Here is an 18,104-nt window from a genome sequence, read left to right as displayed (position 1 = left end):
TCTTCTATCGAAAAGAGGCGTGTTAAATGATTACAGATCCTACTTTACAACGAGAGTATTATGAAGCTTTATTAAATAAAAATCCTGCATATGACGGTATTTTCTTTGCAGGCATTCGTACAACAGGTATTTTCTGTCATGCGACATGTACAGCGAAAAAACCGAAATTTGAAAACTGTACATTTTTTCATACAGCTGAAGAAGCACTTCTATCTGGCTATCGTCCTTGTAAAAGGTGTCATCCGCTCTTCTATCCACAACAGATTCCAGCAGAAGTGCGCAATCTGGTTGAAGCAGTAGAAGCTGATCCTGCACGTCGCTGGAAAGAAGCTGACTTTCAAGCACTTGGTGTCCACTCGGCAACTGCAAGACGAAAATTCAAAGAAGTATATGGTATGACTTTTGTACAATATGCACGCGCACGCCGTATGGGCATTGCGTTCAAAGAAATTACACACGGTGAAACAGTTATAAATCAACAACTCGCAACAGGCTATGAATCCTCAAGCGCATTCCACGATGCGTTCTCAAAAATTATGGGGAACCCACCTAAAAAAGCAAATTCAATCATTCTCTATATGAATATGATTGCAACACCAATTGGGCGTATGATTGCCATTTCTACAGAAGAAGCACTCTATTTACTAGAATTTATCGATCGACGCGGTTTAGAAAAGGAAATTGAACGTCTTCGTATGCGATACGACGCACGTATTTTGGTTGGAAACACGTCTATTCATAAACAAACCACAACAGAATTAGAGCAATATTTTAATGAACAGCGTACACAATTTTCTGTTCCACTCATGTATAGTGGTACACCTTTTCAGCAAGAGGTCTGGCATGCACTTGAACAAATTCCTTACGGGGAGACGACTTCTTACACAGGAATTGCACATAACATTAACCGACCCACAAGTGTTCGAGCGATTGGTAATGCAAACGGTGCAAATCAAATTGCCATCATCATCCCCTGTCATCGCGTTATTCAACAAAATGGTGATCTCGGTGGATATGGTGGTGGCATCGAACGCAAAAAATATTTACTCGCATTAGAGGCAGAAAAAAACGGAGTGAGCGATTAAGCTCATCTCCGTTTTTATTATTTACGTGCATCTGGGAAAAAACGATCTACGATTTTCTCTGCTGCATGTCCATCTTCTAGACCACAATATTTTTCATGGAAAGCTGCATATTTTTCTGCATACGTTTTCGTCATTTCTTCTATATTCGATAGTGCATTTACTAAATCATCTGTATTACGTAGTAAAGGACCCGGTGCTTCTTTTTCAAAGTCCATATAGAAACCACGTAAATTCTCTTTATAATGATCAAAGTCATACGTAAAGAATAGCAGTGGACGGCGTGTATGAGCAAAATCAAACATAACAGAAGAATAATCTGTCATACATACATCTGCAATTAAATACAAATGCTGAATGTCATGATAACGTGATACATTTATAACAAAATGACGATATTCAAGTGGGATTGGTAAACGATTCCCTACAATAACATGTGTACGCATTAAAATAACATACTCATCGCCAAACTGTTCGTATAGTTTTTGCAAATCTAGCTGCATATTAAATATATGTTTACCATTCTCATCTAAATCATCATCTCTAAATGTCGGTGCATATAATAATACCTTTTTATCTTTTGGAATGTTGTATTTCAAACGCACTTGTTCAATATACTGTTTCTGCTCCTCTGGATGATAAAAAATATCATTACGTGGATAACCCACCTCTAAAACTTCTTTTTTGAATTGAAAAGCACTGCGGAAAGCTTTTGTCGCATATGGACTTGGCGAAATTAAATAGTCCCACTGCTTCACCGCTTGGTTTACACGTGCTAAGTAACCAGGATCTTTGCCTTTAAAGTCCTCTACATCATTTTGCATTTTTTTCAGTGGTGTACCATGCCATGTCTGAATATAGGTCTGTTTTGAGTTTTTCTTTAAATAGCTCGGGAAGTTCTGATTATTAATCCAAAACTTCGCTTTCGCTAAGTAATAAAAATACTCAGGACTTAGACGTTTAATCACTTTCGTATGTGATTTTTTAAATTCATCTTTACCATTGTACACCCAGATATAACGATAATCTGAGTTTCGTTTTACCAGCTCATCGTAAATATTTTTAGGGCTATCTGAAATTTGTTTTCCTACACCACTTTCAAATAAAATGAGTTTCGGATCTTTTTTCAGTGTTTTCGACATCACTTTATACATTTTGCGCATTGCTGAAAAATACTTCTTACTTTTTCTAAATTTCCTCATACTCGCATCATATACTTGATGATGTTTAAGCGTGTCATAGATTGGTTTTTTCTTTGGCATTTTTTGAATCGCTTCAAAAATTCGATCATTCGAGTACACATCACGATTTGCAATAAACTGATTGGCTAACTCTTTATAATGATCTGACATTTTGAAATTAGCTTCATATGAACGCAATGTTTCATTTACTACTTCTTCACCATCATCTGTAATAAATCCCGGTAATGTCGCATCAATATCTAGATGCGATGGATACTTTCCGAGGAAATGATCGCGATCAAATTGATAATAAATAACAGGTTTATGAAGGAAACTAAAGTCGAATGCTACACTCGAATAGTCGGTAATTAATAGCGCACTCTCTTTTAATAAATCTTGTACTAAGCGGTCTCCTTGACGAATAACTGTAATTTCTTCTGGTATATCAAAGTAATCAACGAATTGTTGCATATTTGGGTGTAAACAGAATAGTAATTCTACTCCCTGATTTTTCAGTGCAAGTAGTCGATCATTATGAAGTAGTTCTGTATAGCGCTCTAAATACTCAGATTTTAAAAATTTATCATTCGTCGTCAGCCAATCGCGCCAAGTTGGAATGATTAGTACTTGTTTTTTCACTTCAATATCATCTGTAAAAAGACGTGAAAAGCGAGGTAAGCCTGTTACAGCTACTTCGTATTCTTCATAGTTCAAATCGCGTACTACAATATCTTTTTCACGTTCAGATGATGTAATAAATAGATCGGTTTGGAAATCTTTCATCTTTTTACTGTAAAATCCTGAAATATTTTTCACACCTAATACACCATGTTGTAAAAAGATTTGCTTTGCACGAATACACTTCATAAACTCTTTTGAACGATTTGGATACAAGAAATCTGGATGATGTGTTCCACAAATATAATCTGCTTTTACAAGTAAATCAAAATGTTCTTTTGAACGATAGTCAAGTAAATTACCATATGATTCTACATTCACGCGTTCTGGCGAATCTTCTCGAATGATATAATACGCATCAATCTCTGGATGCTGTGTTCGCAAATACTCGAAGAAGCGTAAACCATTATCCTGTGCTTTGTACGGACGCTCCCCAACAATCCAAATTGGACGCTCATTCGCTTTTTTTACGCGACCTTTTTTCAATACTTTTTGATACATCTCAAATTCTTCTTTTGTATATTGATTATAAAAGAACGATAGATTGCGTCCCTTTACTGTTAGATATGGGACGAAATTATGTACATATTGACTATCTGCAATATTAATTTGCCCTTTCATCAACTGTTCTACAATAATTCGTGGCATACCACAACGTACGCGTGCTACATCTTGAACATCTTTTTGGCGTAACACCCACCATAAATCCCATACATCTTCATCAAACTGCGCATTAACTATTTTTAAAAGAGTTCGAATACTCTCTTGTGCCTTCACATTTAATTCATAGTGATAGACATAACCACTTTTTTTCTTTTGCATTTTTACAAGCTTTGCTTCCACACCTACAAAACTACTCTCACCTGTGTTACGCGACTGTAATTCTAATTCAATCGAAGTCAGTGGTAAGTTACGAACAGAGAGCTGAGCTTGTAAATGTAAATAATCTTTTGTTGGGTGAATTTTTGTTAGTTTACGCGCTGCATAATAATCTGTTGCACGCTTATTTGCATCAAAAGAAAAGACCAAGTAACCTTCTTTTGTAAAGTGCGGATCGATTGTATGTCCATTCAACTGAAATGTATGTAAGTCTTTTAACTCCAATTGCATGCGATGAGGTTTAAATAAACGATAGCGTTGTTCAAATAATTCGCCATCTACTTCAACCACACGATCTTTACGTAAAGCCTGTTCCTCGTCTTCTAAAGGGTATAAATATGCAATTGTTAAAATAGCATCTGTTGTGCCATATTGTTCAAACCATTGTTCAAAATATCTTTCTTCAATCGTCACTTGTAAAGAAGTGATTGGAATCGTGATGACACACTCACGATTTTTTAAAAGTATATATTGATAAGCACCTTGTGATAATTCTTCTAATGTAATATGAAAGGTGTTTTTATTTTGCTCTAATATAAACATCTAATCTCTCCTAGTTTTCAAACAAAACGTCATTTTTCCATACATATAAAATTAATAATTATATAAGATTATAATTAATCCATCATATTATATCATTATTAAATTGAAAATCTGTAGAACATTTTTACATTTATATTACATTCTCTTTACAACTATGTATTGGAAAACGAACTTTTTGTTATACTCATATAGTTAATATTTTTACTATTTTGTTTTTTTATACCTGTTATATAACGTTTTTAAACCTTTATTTGTTTCATTTTTGAAAACTTTTTCTTTTTTTAGTCATTTTCAACTTATACCTATTTTTATATAGTATTTTTATGACTTTAAAAGTTCTTAACATCATATTTTTATATATAAAAATCCCGTATAACGATTAGATTTATACGGGATTCTATTCATTATGATAATTTTTGAAAACTTATTCTATTTTAATACCTTTACTTGACTCCACGCACTAGTATATTGTCGATCTTTATAATATTTGATAGCTTGAACACGTACATAATACGTTTTTTTATTCTTTGGATCACCTACATACACAAGCGGTTTATTTGAATTTAACGTTCTTGTATACTTCTTATTAAATGTTTTCGATGTACTACATTGTATTTTATATAATGAAACATTTGCATTACGGGGCCATGTAATTCGATAATCATTTTTTAACTTCTTCCATTGAATCTTTGGTGCACTTGGCGCTGTGACAATACGCTCTTTTATAAATAAATCACCTAAGATACGCTGTGATCCTACTTGTTTATATGCACGCACGCGGAAGGAATAGTAAGTTAATGGCTCTAATTCTTTAAATGTATAAACTGTTTTTTTGGTATCATATTTTCGTAAATACTTTCCATTACGATCATATAACAACACCTCATATCCACTTGCGCCGACTACTTGATCCCAAGCTACAGGAATCGTCCTCGCTGTTGCTGATGTTTGTTTATTCCAATACACTTTATACGGCTTAACATGAACCGTTTTATAAAACACAGCTTCGTTTCCACGTGCGTCTTTCACACGATATGTGAGTTTATAAATACCCGGCTTCGTTGTGTCAAAGTCCCACCCTGTCACAGTCGTTTTTTCTTGTAAATTCCCATCTTCTTGGTCAGTTACTTGTACATTTTCGAACGGATCAAAATACTTATTGTATGGAATAATCTCTTTTGATTTACCTGTAATCACTGGTTTTGTGTTCGTATCAACATTCAATTTACGATTATAAAAGCGAACGAGACCATCTGAATCTTTAACAACATATTGAATGGTATAATTGCCGATTTTACTTTTATATAGGCTGTTTACGTCCCACGTGATTTTTTGCGTAAGATTGCCATCCTCTACATCAAAAGCTTCAACATCCTTTAGGAAATCAAAATCTTCTCCTATTGTCACATAGGCATCTTCTAACCCTTTGATTTCTGGTAAATAACCCCATTTGCGATAAATAGTTGTATTCGCAGTTTTGCCATCCCACTTCGTTGTTAACTGTTCATCCGTCATCCAAGCAATATGACCTTTTAACATGTTCCCATCCATTTTTGTCATCTGATTCTGTTGCGACATTGCTTTTTCAAATGTAGGCATTTCGTCTGCTGAAAATGTGATTTTTTCAATAGGGTTTTGTGAAAGTGCTTCTTCTCCCCATACTTTTATGCCTTCTTCAATCGTCACATTCTGTAGTTGATTCTGTTTAAAAGCTCTTAAATCTATGACTTGAATATTTTTAGGAATTGTTAAAGTCTTAAGCTGATTCTTCGAGAAGGAATCTGAAGAAATTTTAATCATTGCAGATGGGATTTTTAGCTTTTTCAATTGATTATTTGAGAAAGCATATGAATCAATTTGTTTAATTCCTTCTGGCAATTGTATGGTTTCTATTAAATTTTCTTGAAAAGCAGCATAATCGATGACTTCTAAACTATCGGGTAATGTAACATGTTTTAACTGATTATCTTCAAAAGCGTTAGATCCAATTTTTTGAAGCCCTTCTGGTACCACAACTGTAGTCAAATGATTATTTTTAAATGAGCTTTCACCTAATTTTTTAAGCTTTAATGGTAAGTCTATATTTGTAAGTTGATTATCTTTAAATGCTCGAGAACCAATCGTATGCATTTCGTTACTTAACTGAATTTGCGATAAATAATTCGCTGCAAATGCACTTGCACCTATTTCTGTGATTTTCTCAGACAATTGAAGGGTTTTTAATTTATTATTTTCAAATAAAGAGTCCGGTATTTTCGTCATATTAGTTGGTAAGATGAAATTAACAATTTGATTCTTTTCAAAAGCATGTGAACCAACAGACGTCATATGCGCTAAATTAACTGTTTTTAATTTATTACTACTAAATGCACCTGCACCTATTTCTTGAACATGCGATAAATCAAATATCGTAAGGTGATTGTCACTGAAAGCACCACTCTGAATTGTCTTAATATGTTCATTTATAACTACTTTTGTAAGTTGATTCTTATGAAACACACTTTTCTCAATTACTTGAAGTGATTGAGGAAGCGTTATTTCTTTTAATCGATTACTTGCAAAAGCAGACTCTCCAATTTGTTGAACGCTGTTTGAAAGTGAGATTGTTTCTAATTGATTTAATTTGAATGCATTACGACCAATTGTTGTGACTTTACTAGGTATAATCAGACTTTTTAGTTGATTATATTCAAATGCAAAATTCCCAATCTTATACAGAGTCTTTGGTAGTTGTACTTGCTTCATATAATTTGATTTAAAAGCTCGATCACCAATTATCTCTAACTGATTAGACAATTTCACTGTTGTCAATCGATTACGCTCAAATGCAGACGAACCAATTATTTTTACTGAATTAGGAATATCAACTTTTATTAAACGATTCGAACTAAATGCGCTTTTTGGGATTTCTTTTAATTGATTTGATAATTTCACTTCCGCTATATGATTATAATCAAAACTACTTTCGCCTATTTCTTTTATAGTATTCGGTAGCGTTAATGTCTGAAGTTCATTCGAAAAAAACGCTGCACGTTCAATAACTTCTACTGTACTTGGAAAAGAAACTGCTTCTATATTTTTATGTGCAAAAGCTAATTCCCCTATTTTCCTTACAGGCATACCATTGATTTTTGATGGAATTTGAATATTTTTTTCTTTTCCTATATATCCTGTAATTGTAATAGCATCATCTTCAATAATATATGTATAGTCTTGTTCATTAGCAAATATTTTTGGTGTAAAAATAAGTGTAGCCATGATGAATAAAACCATCGATAAACCTATTTTTTTAATCATTTATTTCTTCCTCCTTTTAAAACCTCATACATCATACCATTTTTCATTTAAATATACGTAAATAAATCAAAATACTAACAAAAATAAACCAGAACATATTAAACTTTGTTCTGGTTACATCTTTATTCACTTATTGTAGCAACACGTTCTAACCCCATTATTTCATACAGCTTTTCTAAATCGACTGCTTGTTCAAATTGTTCGGCTGCTACATTATAGGCGTGTTCACGTAATTCTTTTTCTGATTTTACAGTTGCATCGAGTGGCGCAAGTCCTTTATAAATTCGCCATTCATTGACCATTTGGCGTGTAAATGTGCGATTGTGGAAGATTCCATGGAAATATGTGCCGAGAATACGTCCAACAACTGCGCCATCTGTTCGTCCATCATTTAATAGAAGAAATGGCTCACAGAGATGTGTATGTTTTGTACGTCCGAGATGAATTTCATAGCCTGTTAGACGTTCATTTGTGCCAAAACGAATGCCGCTATTTTGAACGGTCTTCTTCTCACCGACAAAAGTCGTCTCAATCGGTAATAAACGAAGACCTTCTGTATAGTCTACATTCCCCTCCACAAAATCAGGGTCATATAAAGACTGCCCTAACATTTGATAACCACCACAAATCCCGACAATGGCGACATCACGCGTCGTCAGTTCTTCTTCAAAACCTTGCGCACGCAGCCATGCGAGGTCGTCAATCGTATTTTTTGTCCCCGGTATAATAATGACATCGGGATTTTTCAATTCTGCGACTGTTTTCACAAAACGTACGCCAACACCTGGTTCGTCCATGAGCGGGTCGATGTCTGTGAAATTCGAAATGCGTGGTAATTGAATGACTGCAACATCTAAGTCGAATTCATTGTCTTTCGGGCGTTTTAAACGTAGTGCCGAGAGTGCAAGAGAGTCTTCTGCTTCAATCTGTACATCCATATATGGAACGACACCGAGGACAGGAATGCCTGTATACTGCTCTAGCCATTCTAAACCATCATCTAGTAATTCTTTCATGCCACGAAACTTATTAATGATGATACCTTTTACACGCGCACGTTCGTCTTCATCAAGTAATGCGAGTGTTCCGACGATTGAAGCGAATACACCACCGCGGTCGATATCAGCCACTAAGATGACAGCTGCATCTGCCGCATGTGCCATCTTCATGTTGGCAATGTCACGTGCTTTTAAATTAATTTCGGCTGGACTTCCAGCACCCTCTAAAACAATAACATCATAGGATTCTTTTAGACGTTGCACTGCTTCTACTGCAATGGGTAATGCCTCATCAACAAAGTCATTGCGGTACGACTTAGCTGTCATATTGAGATGATGTTTTCCATGTACGATAATTTCAGACATCATATCTTGCTTTGGCTTTAACAGAATTGGGTTCATATCCGTTGTCGCTTCGACGCGCGCTGCTTCTGCTTGCACCCCTTGCGCACGACCAATCTCGCCACCACTCACAGTTACATAGGAATTCAGTGCCATGTTTTGTGATTTGAATGGTGCGACGCGATAACCTGCATTTGAAAAATGACGACAGAGAGCTGTCGCCAACATACTTTTTCCCACATCCGATGACGTTCCTTGAATCATGACTGCTTTTGCTGGCATCGTCATTCCCCCTTTAAAATTCAAGTCCTTTCACTGCTGGAATACCTTCATCATAATAATGTTTTGTTGGTTCAATTGTAGATACAAGATCAGCTAAATCAATTAATGGTTGCTTTGCACTGCGACCTGTTACGACAAGGTGCATCGTTTTCGGACGATTTCGAATGGCTTCGACGACTTCTTCAAGTGGTAGTACGTCATCAATCGGAAAACGGTCAATTGCGAGTGCATTATTTAATTCATCTAATACGAGTACATCAATTGTATCATCTTGTAGCTTCTCTTTTGTTAAAGCCCATGCTTTTTTCAGTGCTTCGCGATGTTCTTCTGGTGTTTTCGTCCATGTAAAACCAATGCCCATCTGCTTCATCTCAACACCCAGCTTCGCTAAAGCGAGCTTTTCGCCATATGTACGGTCTGGATTTTTAATGAATTGTAAATACGTAACGCTTAATCCACGACCAATCGCACGTAATGTCACACCTAAAGAGGCGGTTGTCTTCCCTTTGCCATCACCTGTATAGAGTAAGAATAATCCCTGTCTTGCCATTATAACCACGTCGTCTTTTCTACAGCTGGTGTGCGTTTTGTCGGTTCTGGTGTATCGCCTTCTGGATAACCAATAAAAATCGTCCCGATGATTCGTTCATCAGACGAAGCTTCAATAAATGTATGTAAACGTTCATCATGTACAAGACCGACACCACGTGTACGCCATACAAACCCAAGACCGAGTTCAGATGCCGCTAACCACATATTTTGGATGGCACAGCTTGTTGCACAAAGGTCGTCCATTGTCGCATCTGCATCGCCTTCAACAGCCTTCGATGTTACAACGATGACAACCGGTGTTGTACGCACGACTTTTAGTGAGCTTTCAACTAAATGTGGCTTCGTTGGAAAACGTTCTTCTAAGTATGTTGTTGCTAGTTGTTCATATGCTTGTTTCTTTTCTTCACCAAAAACATAAAAATGCCATGGTTCGCGCAAACGATCCGTTGGTGCATATGTTCCCACTTCAATTAATTGTTCGATTTTTTCACGTTCTACAGGTTGTGTTGTATAATTTCGAATCGCACGTCTTTCTTTAATAGACTGAATGACTGACATATTGTTGTTCCTCCTCTACCCATACGAGTGTTTCATGTAAGCTTGCTACTTCACCAATGAGCACCATCGCTGGATTTTTAATATTTTGTTCGACTGCTTCATCTGCAATACATTCCAATGTGGATACAATCGTACGCTGTTCAGCTGTTGTACCTTTTTCGATAATGGCAACCGGTGTTGTAGCAGGTCGACCATGTTTTATTAGCTGTTCGGAAATATAACGTAAATTCCCAACACCCATATAAAAAGCAAGTGTATCAATACCTGTTGCGATATGTTCCCACTGAATCGTGTCTTGTCCTTTTGAATCACGCCCATGCCCTGTTATAATCGCAAAACTTGATGCCATTTCACGATGTGTCACTGAGATTCCTGCATAAGCTGGCGCTGCAATTCCCGCTGTAATACCTGGAACGACTTCATATGGAATTTGCTCTTGTCTTAGTACGAGCGCTTCCTCTGCACCACGTCCGAATACGAATGGATCACCGCCTTTTAAACGGGTCACTACTTTTCCCTCTTTCGCCTTTTCAACGAGTAATGCATGAATTTCTTCTTGAATAAAATGATGACGACCAGGTTCTTTACCACAATAAATCAATTCAGCACCTGGTTTAGCATATTTCAATAACTCTTTATTTACTAGTCGGTCATATGCAATGACATCTGCTTCCTGTACGCATTCCAGCCCTTTTACGGTAATTAACTTTAAATCGCCAGGCCCCGCACCTACTAAATAGACTTTTCCGTACATAAGACCTTCCTTTCCGAGCATGCGCTAACAAAGCGTGCTGCTACTGCTGGATTTGATGCGAAGTGAAAATGTGTATAGCCCGCAACGATATTGTCACGTAAATAACCTTCGCCTTTTGCTTTGAATTTTCCCTTCGTATCATATGCATGGTTTTCACTTTCCCCTTCATATGTTGAATAGTGGAATTCATGTCCTTTTGCAACCATACCTTCTTTAATTAAAAAGTTATCTTTTTTGCCATAGATTTCTCGGTAACCGAGTGCCACACGTTTTCCTTGCATCTTCGTACATCCTGGAATGGCACCGACCATGTCAAAACGTTCTCCCTCCAATGTTTCAATCGCTTCTGTTAAATACATAAAGCCTCCACATTCAGCAAAGGTTGGGCGTTTTAAAGCAATGAATGATTGAATGGATTGTTTTGCGCGTTCATTCTTTGAAAGTTTCTCCGCAAATTCTTCTGGGAAGCCCCCGCCAATATATAAACCATCTGCTTCTTCTGGCACTTCCTCATCTGCTAAAGGTGAAAAATAAACAAGCTTGGCCCCATTTGCCTGTAAAAGCTCTAAATTTTCTTCATAGTAAAAGTTAAATGCTGCATCTTTTGCAACTGCGATGGTACAAGTCTGTTCAGTTTGTTTTGTAAAAACAGAAGATGTTACAGCTAATGGCGCGGCCTTCGTTACATCTAATAATTGATCGAGATCAATCGTTTCTTCTACAAGCGTAGCTAATTGATCAAAATAATCTTGCATCTCACCGCGTTCCAAAGCAGGAATTAGCCCTAGATGGCGACTTGGCATATGTAAATCAGGCTGTTTCTTCATATAACCAATGACCGGTATGCGACATTCTGCTTCGATTGCTGTTTTCACAATTTGAAAATGACTTGCACTTCCCACTTGGTTCGCAACGACCGCAACAATCTTCGGTTGGTTCGATAGAAGTTGGAATCCCTTCACAATCGCTGCTGCACTTCTTGCCATCGCAGCGCAGTTCACAACGAGTATAACAGGCGATTCTGTAATCGCTGCAATGTCCGCTGTTGAACCCACGTCTGACAATGGATTTTTCCCATCGTAAAATCCCATAACACCTTCAATAATCGCGACATCACTTGATGCAGTTGCACGCATGACGATGTCTTTTACAACGTCTTCTTCAAACATGAAACTATCAATATTACGCGATGTTCTACCTGTTACAGCTTGGTGGAATGATGGGTCAATATAGTCGGGGCCACATTTAAATCCCTGTACCGTCAACCCCCTTTTTTGTAATGCTGCCATTAAACCAATTGTAAGTGTTGTTTTTCCTACACCACTATTCGTCCCTGCGATGACAAAACGATTCATTCTCTCACATCCTCATAAACAATTTCCGCAACCGAAATGGTTGTATTTCCTGATTTTTTCTTCACTAATAATAGTTCACTGTTCCCGCTATAACGACGTACAGCTGGTTCACTTACTCCATAAACACCTGTATATTTAAAAACCGTATCCGAAGGTGCTGTCACTTGTTCTGCATTCAACTCGTCTTTTGAATACCACTTAAATTCCCAGTCATATTTTGACGTAACCTCATGGAAGCAAGGCTCATCTTTTTTCAATTCAAATGTCACAAGTGCCTTCACGCTTTTGATGGATAAGCCGAGTTCTTGTAATGTTTCTTGAATGACTTGTTCTACTTCTTCTGTTGATGTACCACGATTGCACCCCATACCAATGACTAATGATTTCGGACGGTAGACGACCGCATTTTCAATCAATTCATCTGGTTGTAAGAGACGATGTGTAATTACGAGTGCTGCTTGTGGTTTTGCATCCATCGCTTCTGCAATCGTGTCATATTGTTTTAGATTCGTCGGCATCGGTGTATCATGCATCCACCAATCTTTTTCACCTGTCTCTTGTACAATCGCCACATGTTCCTCATTGACAACTGAAGCCGATACAGGTGTCAAATGTGTATCAGAATCCCACTGCCAGCCAAATTTCGCACCGAATAAATCAACTGGAATGGTCTTTTGAACATCAGATGCTGTTGTAATAATCGCATTCGCTTGTAGAGCTTCTGCTACCGTATGCGTTAAAGCATTTGCACCGCCAAGATGCCCTGATAACATGCTGATGACATTCTCACCGCGGTCATCGATGACAACGACAGCTGGATCGACCTTTTTATCGACTAACACAGGTGCAATCATGCGTACGACTGCACCGAGTGAGATAATGGTGATAATACCTTGATAATGCTTAAATAATGCTGGGAATAACATACGCACGCTACCACTAAATAATTGAACATTATGCGCGCGCTCATCACCACGTTCAAACTTACTCATATAATAGACATCTGTGTTTGGCAATGCCGCGTGTAGTTTACGACTAATCTCCACACCATGCTTAGTAATTGCGACAATCGCATACGGATGCTTCACTTCAATTGGCGCTAATACATCATCACGTAACTCGATGACCATTACTCTGTCACCGCTTTACGGAAACCATGCGTAAATGTTTTATCATATAATTTCGAACGATAATCTTTTTCATGAATATGTGGATCTAATGCCCAACCAGCTAAAATCATTGCTTGTTTACGAATTCCGTTCGTACGCATCGCTTCATCTAAATTCACTAATGTCGTACGTACAATCTTTTGGTCTGGCCATGTTGCACGTTGTACTACTGCGATTGGCGTATCATCCGACCAACCTGCATCTTGTAATTCACGCACGATTTTCTTCGTTAATGTCGCACTTAAAAATAGTGCAATCGTACAATGATGACTTGCTAAATCACGTAATTTTTCAAATTCAGGTACAGGAGTACGACCTTCTGCACGCGTTAAAATAAGTGTCTGTGTTAAATCAGGAATTGTTAACTCGGCTCCTACTGCTGCAGCAGACGCAAATACAGAACTCACACCCGGAATAATTTCGCATGTAATATCATGTTGCTGTAAAATCGCCATCTGTTCCATGGTTGCACCGTACATCGCTGGATCTCCTGTGTGAACACGTGCCACCACTTTCCCTTCATTTACACGATCAACAATCGCTTGTACCATCTCATCTAAATGCATACCTGCTGTTTTCACAACTTCCGCTTCTGGCTTAGCCTTCGCAATTAATTCTTGATTCACTAAAGAATCTGTATACATCACAACATCAGCTGTTTGAATAATATGTAATCCTTTTACTGTTACTAAATCAGGATCTCCCGGACCTGCGCCCACAATATAAATTTTTTTCATTATTTACGCACCACCATTAATGTAAGATATTCAAGCTCGACACCATCAAGTTCAGATGTTTTCCAAATGATTTCTTCATCGGACGTTACTTTTGTGACCACATGTGCGCGGTCTAATAAGTCTAAATCACGTAACACTTGAAGCATTAAATCAATCACTTTTGCCACTTTAATAAAGACGATGGCATCATGATTTTCAATCGCGCGACGCATCGCATCGTAATCGTCGACTGCTGGAATCATCGCGATATGGTCGTCTCCTTCACCAAGTGGAATACCTAATCTTGAAGCAGAGGCATTAAATGATGAAATCCCTGGAACCATTTGAATGTCGACATCTGGATGACGTTCTTGCATCAATGTCATCAAGTGAATGAACGTACTAAAGAGCATTGGGTCGCCCTCTGTTACGAATGCTACGTCTTTTCCTTCCGCAATACGCGCATATACTTCATCAACTGCTTTATTCCATTCGCGGTCTAATGTTTCCTGATGCTTTGTCATTGGGAACACAAGCCCAAGCATCTCCTTATCCATGCCATTCACATAGACATCAACAATGCGCTGTGCGTAACTTTTTTTGCCCTTCATTTTCTTTGGATAGGCAATGACAGGTGATTCTTTCATCACACGAAAAGCTTTCACTGTAATTAATTCGGGATCTCCTGGACCTACCCCTAAGCCGAACAATGTTGCCATCTTAATTTTCCCCCTTGCTCGCTGTAATAATAAAGATTGGATTGAGTGGAACAAAACGTGTCATATCCAAAATCGGCTTACTGCGTGCGATTTGCGCTTGGATAATATGTACGTGTAGACCCAATTCTTTAAAGATCTCAACGGCCTTTGCTAAATTTTCAATTGTTGTCGCATTTAAAACGATGCGCCCACCTTCATTTAAGCGCTCTGAACAAATCGTCAATAAATCACGAATATTTCCGCCTGTACCGCCTAAAAAGACCGCATCTGGATTCGGAAATTCGTCTAAACGCTCAGGTGCTTTCCCATGAATTGCCGTCACATCTACGCGGAATTTCTTCTGATTTTCAAGACAGTTTGCTAAATCAGGCTCATTCTTCTCAATTGCATAGACTGCTCCTTCTTTTGCAATACGCCCTGCTTCAATCGCCATCGAACCTGTGCATGTGCCAATATCCCAAATAATCGAATCTGGCTTCACATTTAATTGTTGAATGGATAATACACGAATCTCTTTTTTCGTAATCAGCCCTTTATCTGGCTTGCGCTGTGAAAATTCCTCATCTTCAATACCAAGCGGCCATACGTGCGGTGTTTCCTGTGCGATTAAAATGACCACATTCAGTGGCGAAAATGCTGCTTCTTTCATCTCTTCTAATGTGAAATGACGACAGCGCTCCTCTGCACCTTCTAAATTTTCAGCGACAAAAGCACGATATTCATGGAAGCCAAAATCAAGTAAATACTGTGCAATGGCATTCGGTGAATTCACTTCATCTGTTAAAAGCGCCACTTTCTTTTCACCATTCATCTTTTGAGCAAGCCCTTTTATTGAACGCCCATGCAAGCTAATGACTTTTACATCTTGCCAGCTCGTTTGACAACGTGCAAAGGCAAGTTGAACAGAACTCACATGCGGATAAATCTCTAATGGCATTTTGTTCGAAAGATATTGCCCAATTCCGTAAAAAAGAGGGTCGCCTGAAGCTAGTACGACAATGTTACCTGTAGCTGCTTGAATCTGTTCCACAACTTGTTTTAAACCGCCTTTAATGACGATTTTTTGTCCTTCATATGTATCGAAAAAGGCAAGAACACGCTCACCTGCGACTAATACATCACTTTGTTCAATCCATTCGGTTGTTTGCTGGTTTAAGGTTGCTTTTCCCCCATCACCAATCCCGATTAATTTAATCGATGCTGTCAATTTGTTCAGCCCTTCCTAATTGCTCGCCCTTCATTGAATAAATGTAGGTACTCACATTGATGTTTCCTTTCACATGTTGAATCGACGCATGGCAACACGCCATGCAAAGACGATCAAAAAAGGCTTGATAGCCATGTTCTAGCATAATCTCGCCTACTTGCGAAGCCGTATTCGCATGCCTCACTTCTTCTTGTAATGCGGGCGGTACACCACTCTCTGCTGCAAGGTCTGCTAAAAACTCAAAGTTAATTGGCGCGCTTTTCGAGTGAACCATCATGACCCCTTGTGCCACTTTTGAGAATTTCCCCATCATACCGACCAATGTCACTTGCGGAATGTCATGTATTTTACAGTGCTTCAATGCATGACCGACAAAATCACCCATCTCAATAAAACATTCTTCAGCTAAATCAGGAAAAAGCGCCATCGCATAGCGCTCACTCCGTCCACCTGTCGTTAAAATCAAATGTTTTTGTCCTGCTGCATGTGCAACACTAACAGCTTCAGCAATACTCGCCATATAAGCTGCACTTGAAAACGGTACAACGGTTCCTCTCGTTCCTAAGATGGAAATACCACCGACAATTCCCAAGCGACCATTCAATGTCTTTTTCGCCAACTCCTCACCAGCTGGAACCGAGATGACGACTTTCACACCTCGCTTCACGCCGAAATGTTCGAGTGTCTCTTTCACAACTTCCTCTAACATTTTACGCGGTACAGGATTAATCGCTGCTTCTCCAACAGGCACAGGAAGCCCTGGTTTTGTTACACGTCCTACACCGACACCACCATCTAAAACGATGGCATCACCTTCAATAAAAGATACAGTCGATTCGATCAGTGCTAAATGCGTCACATCAGGATCATCTCCTGCATCTTTAATCGTGCCACAACGAACAGCCTCTCCTTCTCGTACGGTATGCTCCATCGTAAATGTGGCATATTTTCCAACCGGTAAAAAAATCGTCACCGATTCTTGTTCTTCACCCGAAAGTAAAGCAATTAGAGCTGCTTTCGTTGTTGCAGTGGCACATGCGCCTGTCGTATAGCCATGGCGCATATCTTTCGGGTCTTTTTTCTTCTTCTTTTCCATTAGTCTTGGCGATCAGCTAAAATCGAGATTGCATTTAGTGCCGCAACGGTTACCGTACTACCGCCTTTACGACCTAAATTCGTAATGAAAGGCACTTCTGTCACTTTCGATAATTCCTCTTTTGATTCAGCTGCTGACACGAAACCAACTGGCATACCAATGATTAAATCGGGCTTTGCAATTCCTTCACGAATGAGACGAATTAGTTCTAGTAGTGCAGTTGGTGCATTCCCAATCGCATAAATACCACCTTCATGTAAGCGCGCTGCTTTTTGCATCGAAATAATCGCACGCGTCGTATTATGTTCCTTCGCCATTTTCGATACATCTTCGTCTGCAATGTGACAATATAGGTCGCCACCATGTTTTTGGAATCGTTTACGACCTGAACCACTTTGAATCATCTGTACATCTGCAATCACAGGTCGTCCAGCACGAATCGATTCAATACCTGCACGAATCGCATCTGGATGAATAATGACACTTTTTCCTAATTCAAAATCGGCTGATGCATGCACGATACGACGAATAATTGACCACTCATCTTCTGAATAATCATGCGGACCATATTCTTCTAAAATCGTTTCAAAACTATATTCATAAATACGGTTCGGCTCTACTGTTAAAGGTGTGAAATCCGTATTAAAGTTGTCGGTATTAATAAATAATTCTTTTTCTTGTTGCTCATTTGTCATG

At 38.3% G+C, this 18,104-nt stretch carries 14 protein-coding genes; 1 reads left to right on the top strand and 13 read right to left on the bottom strand.

Annotation, left to right across the window (positions count from 1 at the left end; all coding sequences use genetic code 11):
* The first annotated feature begins 26 nt into the window (after nucleotides 1-26).
* Nucleotides 27-1,085 carry a bifunctional transcriptional activator/DNA repair enzyme AdaA gene (locus ACKVQX_RS06995; protein ID WP_121176858.1) on the top strand — a complete coding sequence of 353 codons (1,059 nt, stop codon included), beginning with the start codon at nucleotides 27-29 and terminating at the stop codon, nucleotides 1,083-1,085.
* A 17-nt stretch (nucleotides 1,086-1,102) separates the two neighbouring features.
* Here the strand turns inward: ACKVQX_RS06995 and ACKVQX_RS06990 are convergent, their stop codons facing one another.
* The 13 genes from ACKVQX_RS06990 to ACKVQX_RS06930 all read right to left on the bottom strand — a co-directional run bounded on the left by ACKVQX_RS06990 (nucleotide 1,103) and on the right by ACKVQX_RS06930 (nucleotide 18,103).
* Complete coding sequence (locus ACKVQX_RS06990) at nucleotides 1,103-4,363, bottom strand: CDP-glycerol glycerophosphotransferase family protein (RefSeq protein ID WP_325943829.1); 3,261 nt, start codon at nucleotides 4,361-4,363, stop codon at nucleotides 1,103-1,105.
* A 429-nt stretch (nucleotides 4,364-4,792) separates the two neighbouring features.
* The gene (locus ACKVQX_RS06985; protein ID WP_325943830.1) at nucleotides 4,793-7,660 is read right to left on the bottom strand and encodes a leucine-rich repeat protein; all 2,868 of its coding nucleotides are present in this window, start codon (nucleotides 7,658-7,660) and stop codon (nucleotides 4,793-4,795) included.
* Between the two features lie 122 nt (nucleotides 7,661-7,782).
* The gene (locus ACKVQX_RS06980) at nucleotides 7,783-9,282 is read right to left on the bottom strand and encodes a cobyric acid synthase (protein ID WP_409136143.1); all 1,500 of its coding nucleotides are present in this window, start codon (nucleotides 9,280-9,282) and stop codon (nucleotides 7,783-7,785) included.
* A gap of 13 nt (nucleotides 9,283-9,295) precedes the next feature.
* A complete protein-coding gene (locus tag ACKVQX_RS06975) occupies nucleotides 9,296-9,832 on the bottom strand; it encodes a cob(I)yrinic acid a,c-diamide adenosyltransferase (RefSeq protein ID WP_068453926.1) in 537 nt (178 codons plus the stop codon).
* The gene (locus tag ACKVQX_RS06970) at nucleotides 9,832-10,392 is read right to left on the bottom strand and encodes a nitroreductase (RefSeq protein WP_068453927.1); all 561 of its coding nucleotides are present in this window, start codon (nucleotides 10,390-10,392) and stop codon (nucleotides 9,832-9,834) included. Before ACKVQX_RS06970 ends, ACKVQX_RS06975 begins: the two co-directional genes overlap by 1 nt.
* The gene (gene cobA / locus ACKVQX_RS06965) at nucleotides 10,370-11,146 is read right to left on the bottom strand and encodes a uroporphyrinogen-III C-methyltransferase (RefSeq protein ID WP_409136142.1); all 777 of its coding nucleotides are present in this window, start codon (nucleotides 11,144-11,146) and stop codon (nucleotides 10,370-10,372) included. The genes ACKVQX_RS06970 and cobA overlap by 23 nt, the downstream gene beginning before the upstream one ends.
* Complete coding sequence (locus ACKVQX_RS06960; protein ID WP_409136141.1) at nucleotides 11,125-12,501, bottom strand: cobyrinate a,c-diamide synthase; 1,377 nt, start codon at nucleotides 12,499-12,501, stop codon at nucleotides 11,125-11,127. Before ACKVQX_RS06960 ends, cobA begins: the two co-directional genes overlap by 22 nt.
* Nucleotides 12,498-13,631: a cobalt-precorrin 5A hydrolase gene (locus tag ACKVQX_RS06955; protein WP_068453931.1), complete on the bottom strand. Its 1,134-nt coding sequence runs from the start codon at nucleotides 13,629-13,631 to the stop codon at nucleotides 12,498-12,500. Before ACKVQX_RS06955 ends, ACKVQX_RS06960 begins: the two co-directional genes overlap by 4 nt.
* Nucleotides 13,631-14,407 (bottom strand): precorrin-4 C(11)-methyltransferase, encoded by a 777-nt coding sequence (gene cobM / locus ACKVQX_RS06950; protein WP_068453932.1) that lies wholly within the window; start codon nucleotides 14,405-14,407, stop codon nucleotides 13,631-13,633. The genes ACKVQX_RS06955 and cobM overlap by 1 nt, the downstream gene beginning before the upstream one ends.
* The gene (gene cobI, locus ACKVQX_RS06945; RefSeq protein ID WP_082701434.1) at nucleotides 14,407-15,105 is read right to left on the bottom strand and encodes a precorrin-2 C(20)-methyltransferase; all 699 of its coding nucleotides are present in this window, start codon (nucleotides 15,103-15,105) and stop codon (nucleotides 14,407-14,409) included. The genes cobM and cobI overlap by 1 nt, the downstream gene beginning before the upstream one ends.
* 1 nt (nucleotide 15,106) lies before the next feature.
* Nucleotides 15,107-16,312, bottom strand: coding sequence for a precorrin-6y C5,15-methyltransferase (decarboxylating) subunit CbiE (gene cbiE / locus ACKVQX_RS06940; RefSeq protein ID WP_409136140.1), 1,206 nt, complete (start codon nucleotides 16,310-16,312; stop codon nucleotides 15,107-15,109).
* Nucleotides 16,296-17,408, bottom strand: a complete 1,113-nt coding sequence (locus ACKVQX_RS06935; protein ID WP_121176835.1) for a cobalt-precorrin-5B (C(1))-methyltransferase — start codon at nucleotides 17,406-17,408, stop codon at nucleotides 16,296-16,298. The genes cbiE and ACKVQX_RS06935 overlap by 17 nt, the downstream gene beginning before the upstream one ends.
* The gene (locus ACKVQX_RS06930) at nucleotides 17,408-18,103 is read right to left on the bottom strand and encodes a precorrin-8X methylmutase (RefSeq protein WP_068453937.1); all 696 of its coding nucleotides are present in this window, start codon (nucleotides 18,101-18,103) and stop codon (nucleotides 17,408-17,410) included. The genes ACKVQX_RS06935 and ACKVQX_RS06930 overlap by 1 nt, the downstream gene beginning before the upstream one ends.
* Between the last annotated feature and the right edge of the window lies 1 nt (nucleotide 18,104).

Source organism: Kurthia sp. ISK08 (assembly GCF_046159805.1).
In the GTDB taxonomy this organism is placed as follows: domain Bacteria; phylum Bacillota; class Bacilli; order Bacillales_A; family Planococcaceae; genus Kurthia; species Kurthia gibsonii.
Note: the sequence above shows the minus strand (reverse complement) of the source record. Positions and strands in the feature narration are given on the sequence as shown.

Bases quoted from the DNA above. Each gene is read 5' to 3' on its own strand.
- ACKVQX_RS06995 (WP_121176858.1), top strand. From the start codon at position 27: ATGATTACAGATCCTACTTTACAACGAGAGTATTATGAAGCTTTATTA.
- ACKVQX_RS06990 (WP_325943829.1), bottom strand. From the start codon at position 4,363: ATGTTTATATTAGAGCAAAATAAAAACACCTTTCATATTACATTAGAA.
- ACKVQX_RS06985 (WP_325943830.1), bottom strand. From the start codon at position 7,660: ATGATTAAAAAAATAGGTTTATCGATGGTTTTATTCATCATGGCTACA.
- ACKVQX_RS06980 (WP_409136143.1), bottom strand. From the start codon at position 9,282: ATGCCAGCAAAAGCAGTCATGATTCAAGGAACGTCATCGGATGTGGGA.
- ACKVQX_RS06975 (WP_068453926.1), bottom strand. From the start codon at position 9,832: ATGGCAAGACAGGGATTATTCTTACTCTATACAGGTGATGGCAAAGGG.
- ACKVQX_RS06970 (WP_068453927.1), bottom strand. From the start codon at position 10,392: ATGTCAGTCATTCAGTCTATTAAAGAAAGACGTGCGATTCGAAATTAT.
- cobA (WP_409136142.1), bottom strand. From the start codon at position 11,146: ATGTACGGAAAAGTCTATTTAGTAGGTGCGGGGCCTGGCGATTTAAAG.
- ACKVQX_RS06960 (WP_409136141.1), bottom strand. From the start codon at position 12,501: ATGAATCGTTTTGTCATCGCAGGGACGAATAGTGGTGTAGGAAAAACA.
- ACKVQX_RS06955 (WP_068453931.1), bottom strand. From the start codon at position 13,631: ATGGTCATCGAGTTACGTGATGATGTATTAGCGCCAATTGAAGTGAAG.
- cobM (WP_068453932.1), bottom strand. From the start codon at position 14,407: ATGAAAAAAATTTATATTGTGGGCGCAGGTCCGGGAGATCCTGATTTA.
- cobI (WP_082701434.1), bottom strand. From the start codon at position 15,105: ATGGCAACATTGTTCGGCTTAGGGGTAGGTCCAGGAGATCCCGAATTA.
- ACKVQX_RS06935 (WP_121176835.1), bottom strand. From the start codon at position 17,408: ATGGAAAAGAAGAAGAAAAAAGACCCGAAAGATATGCGCCATGGCTAT.
- ACKVQX_RS06930 (WP_068453937.1), bottom strand. From the start codon at position 18,103: ATGACAAATGAGCAACAAGAAAAAGAATTATTTATTAATACCGACAAC.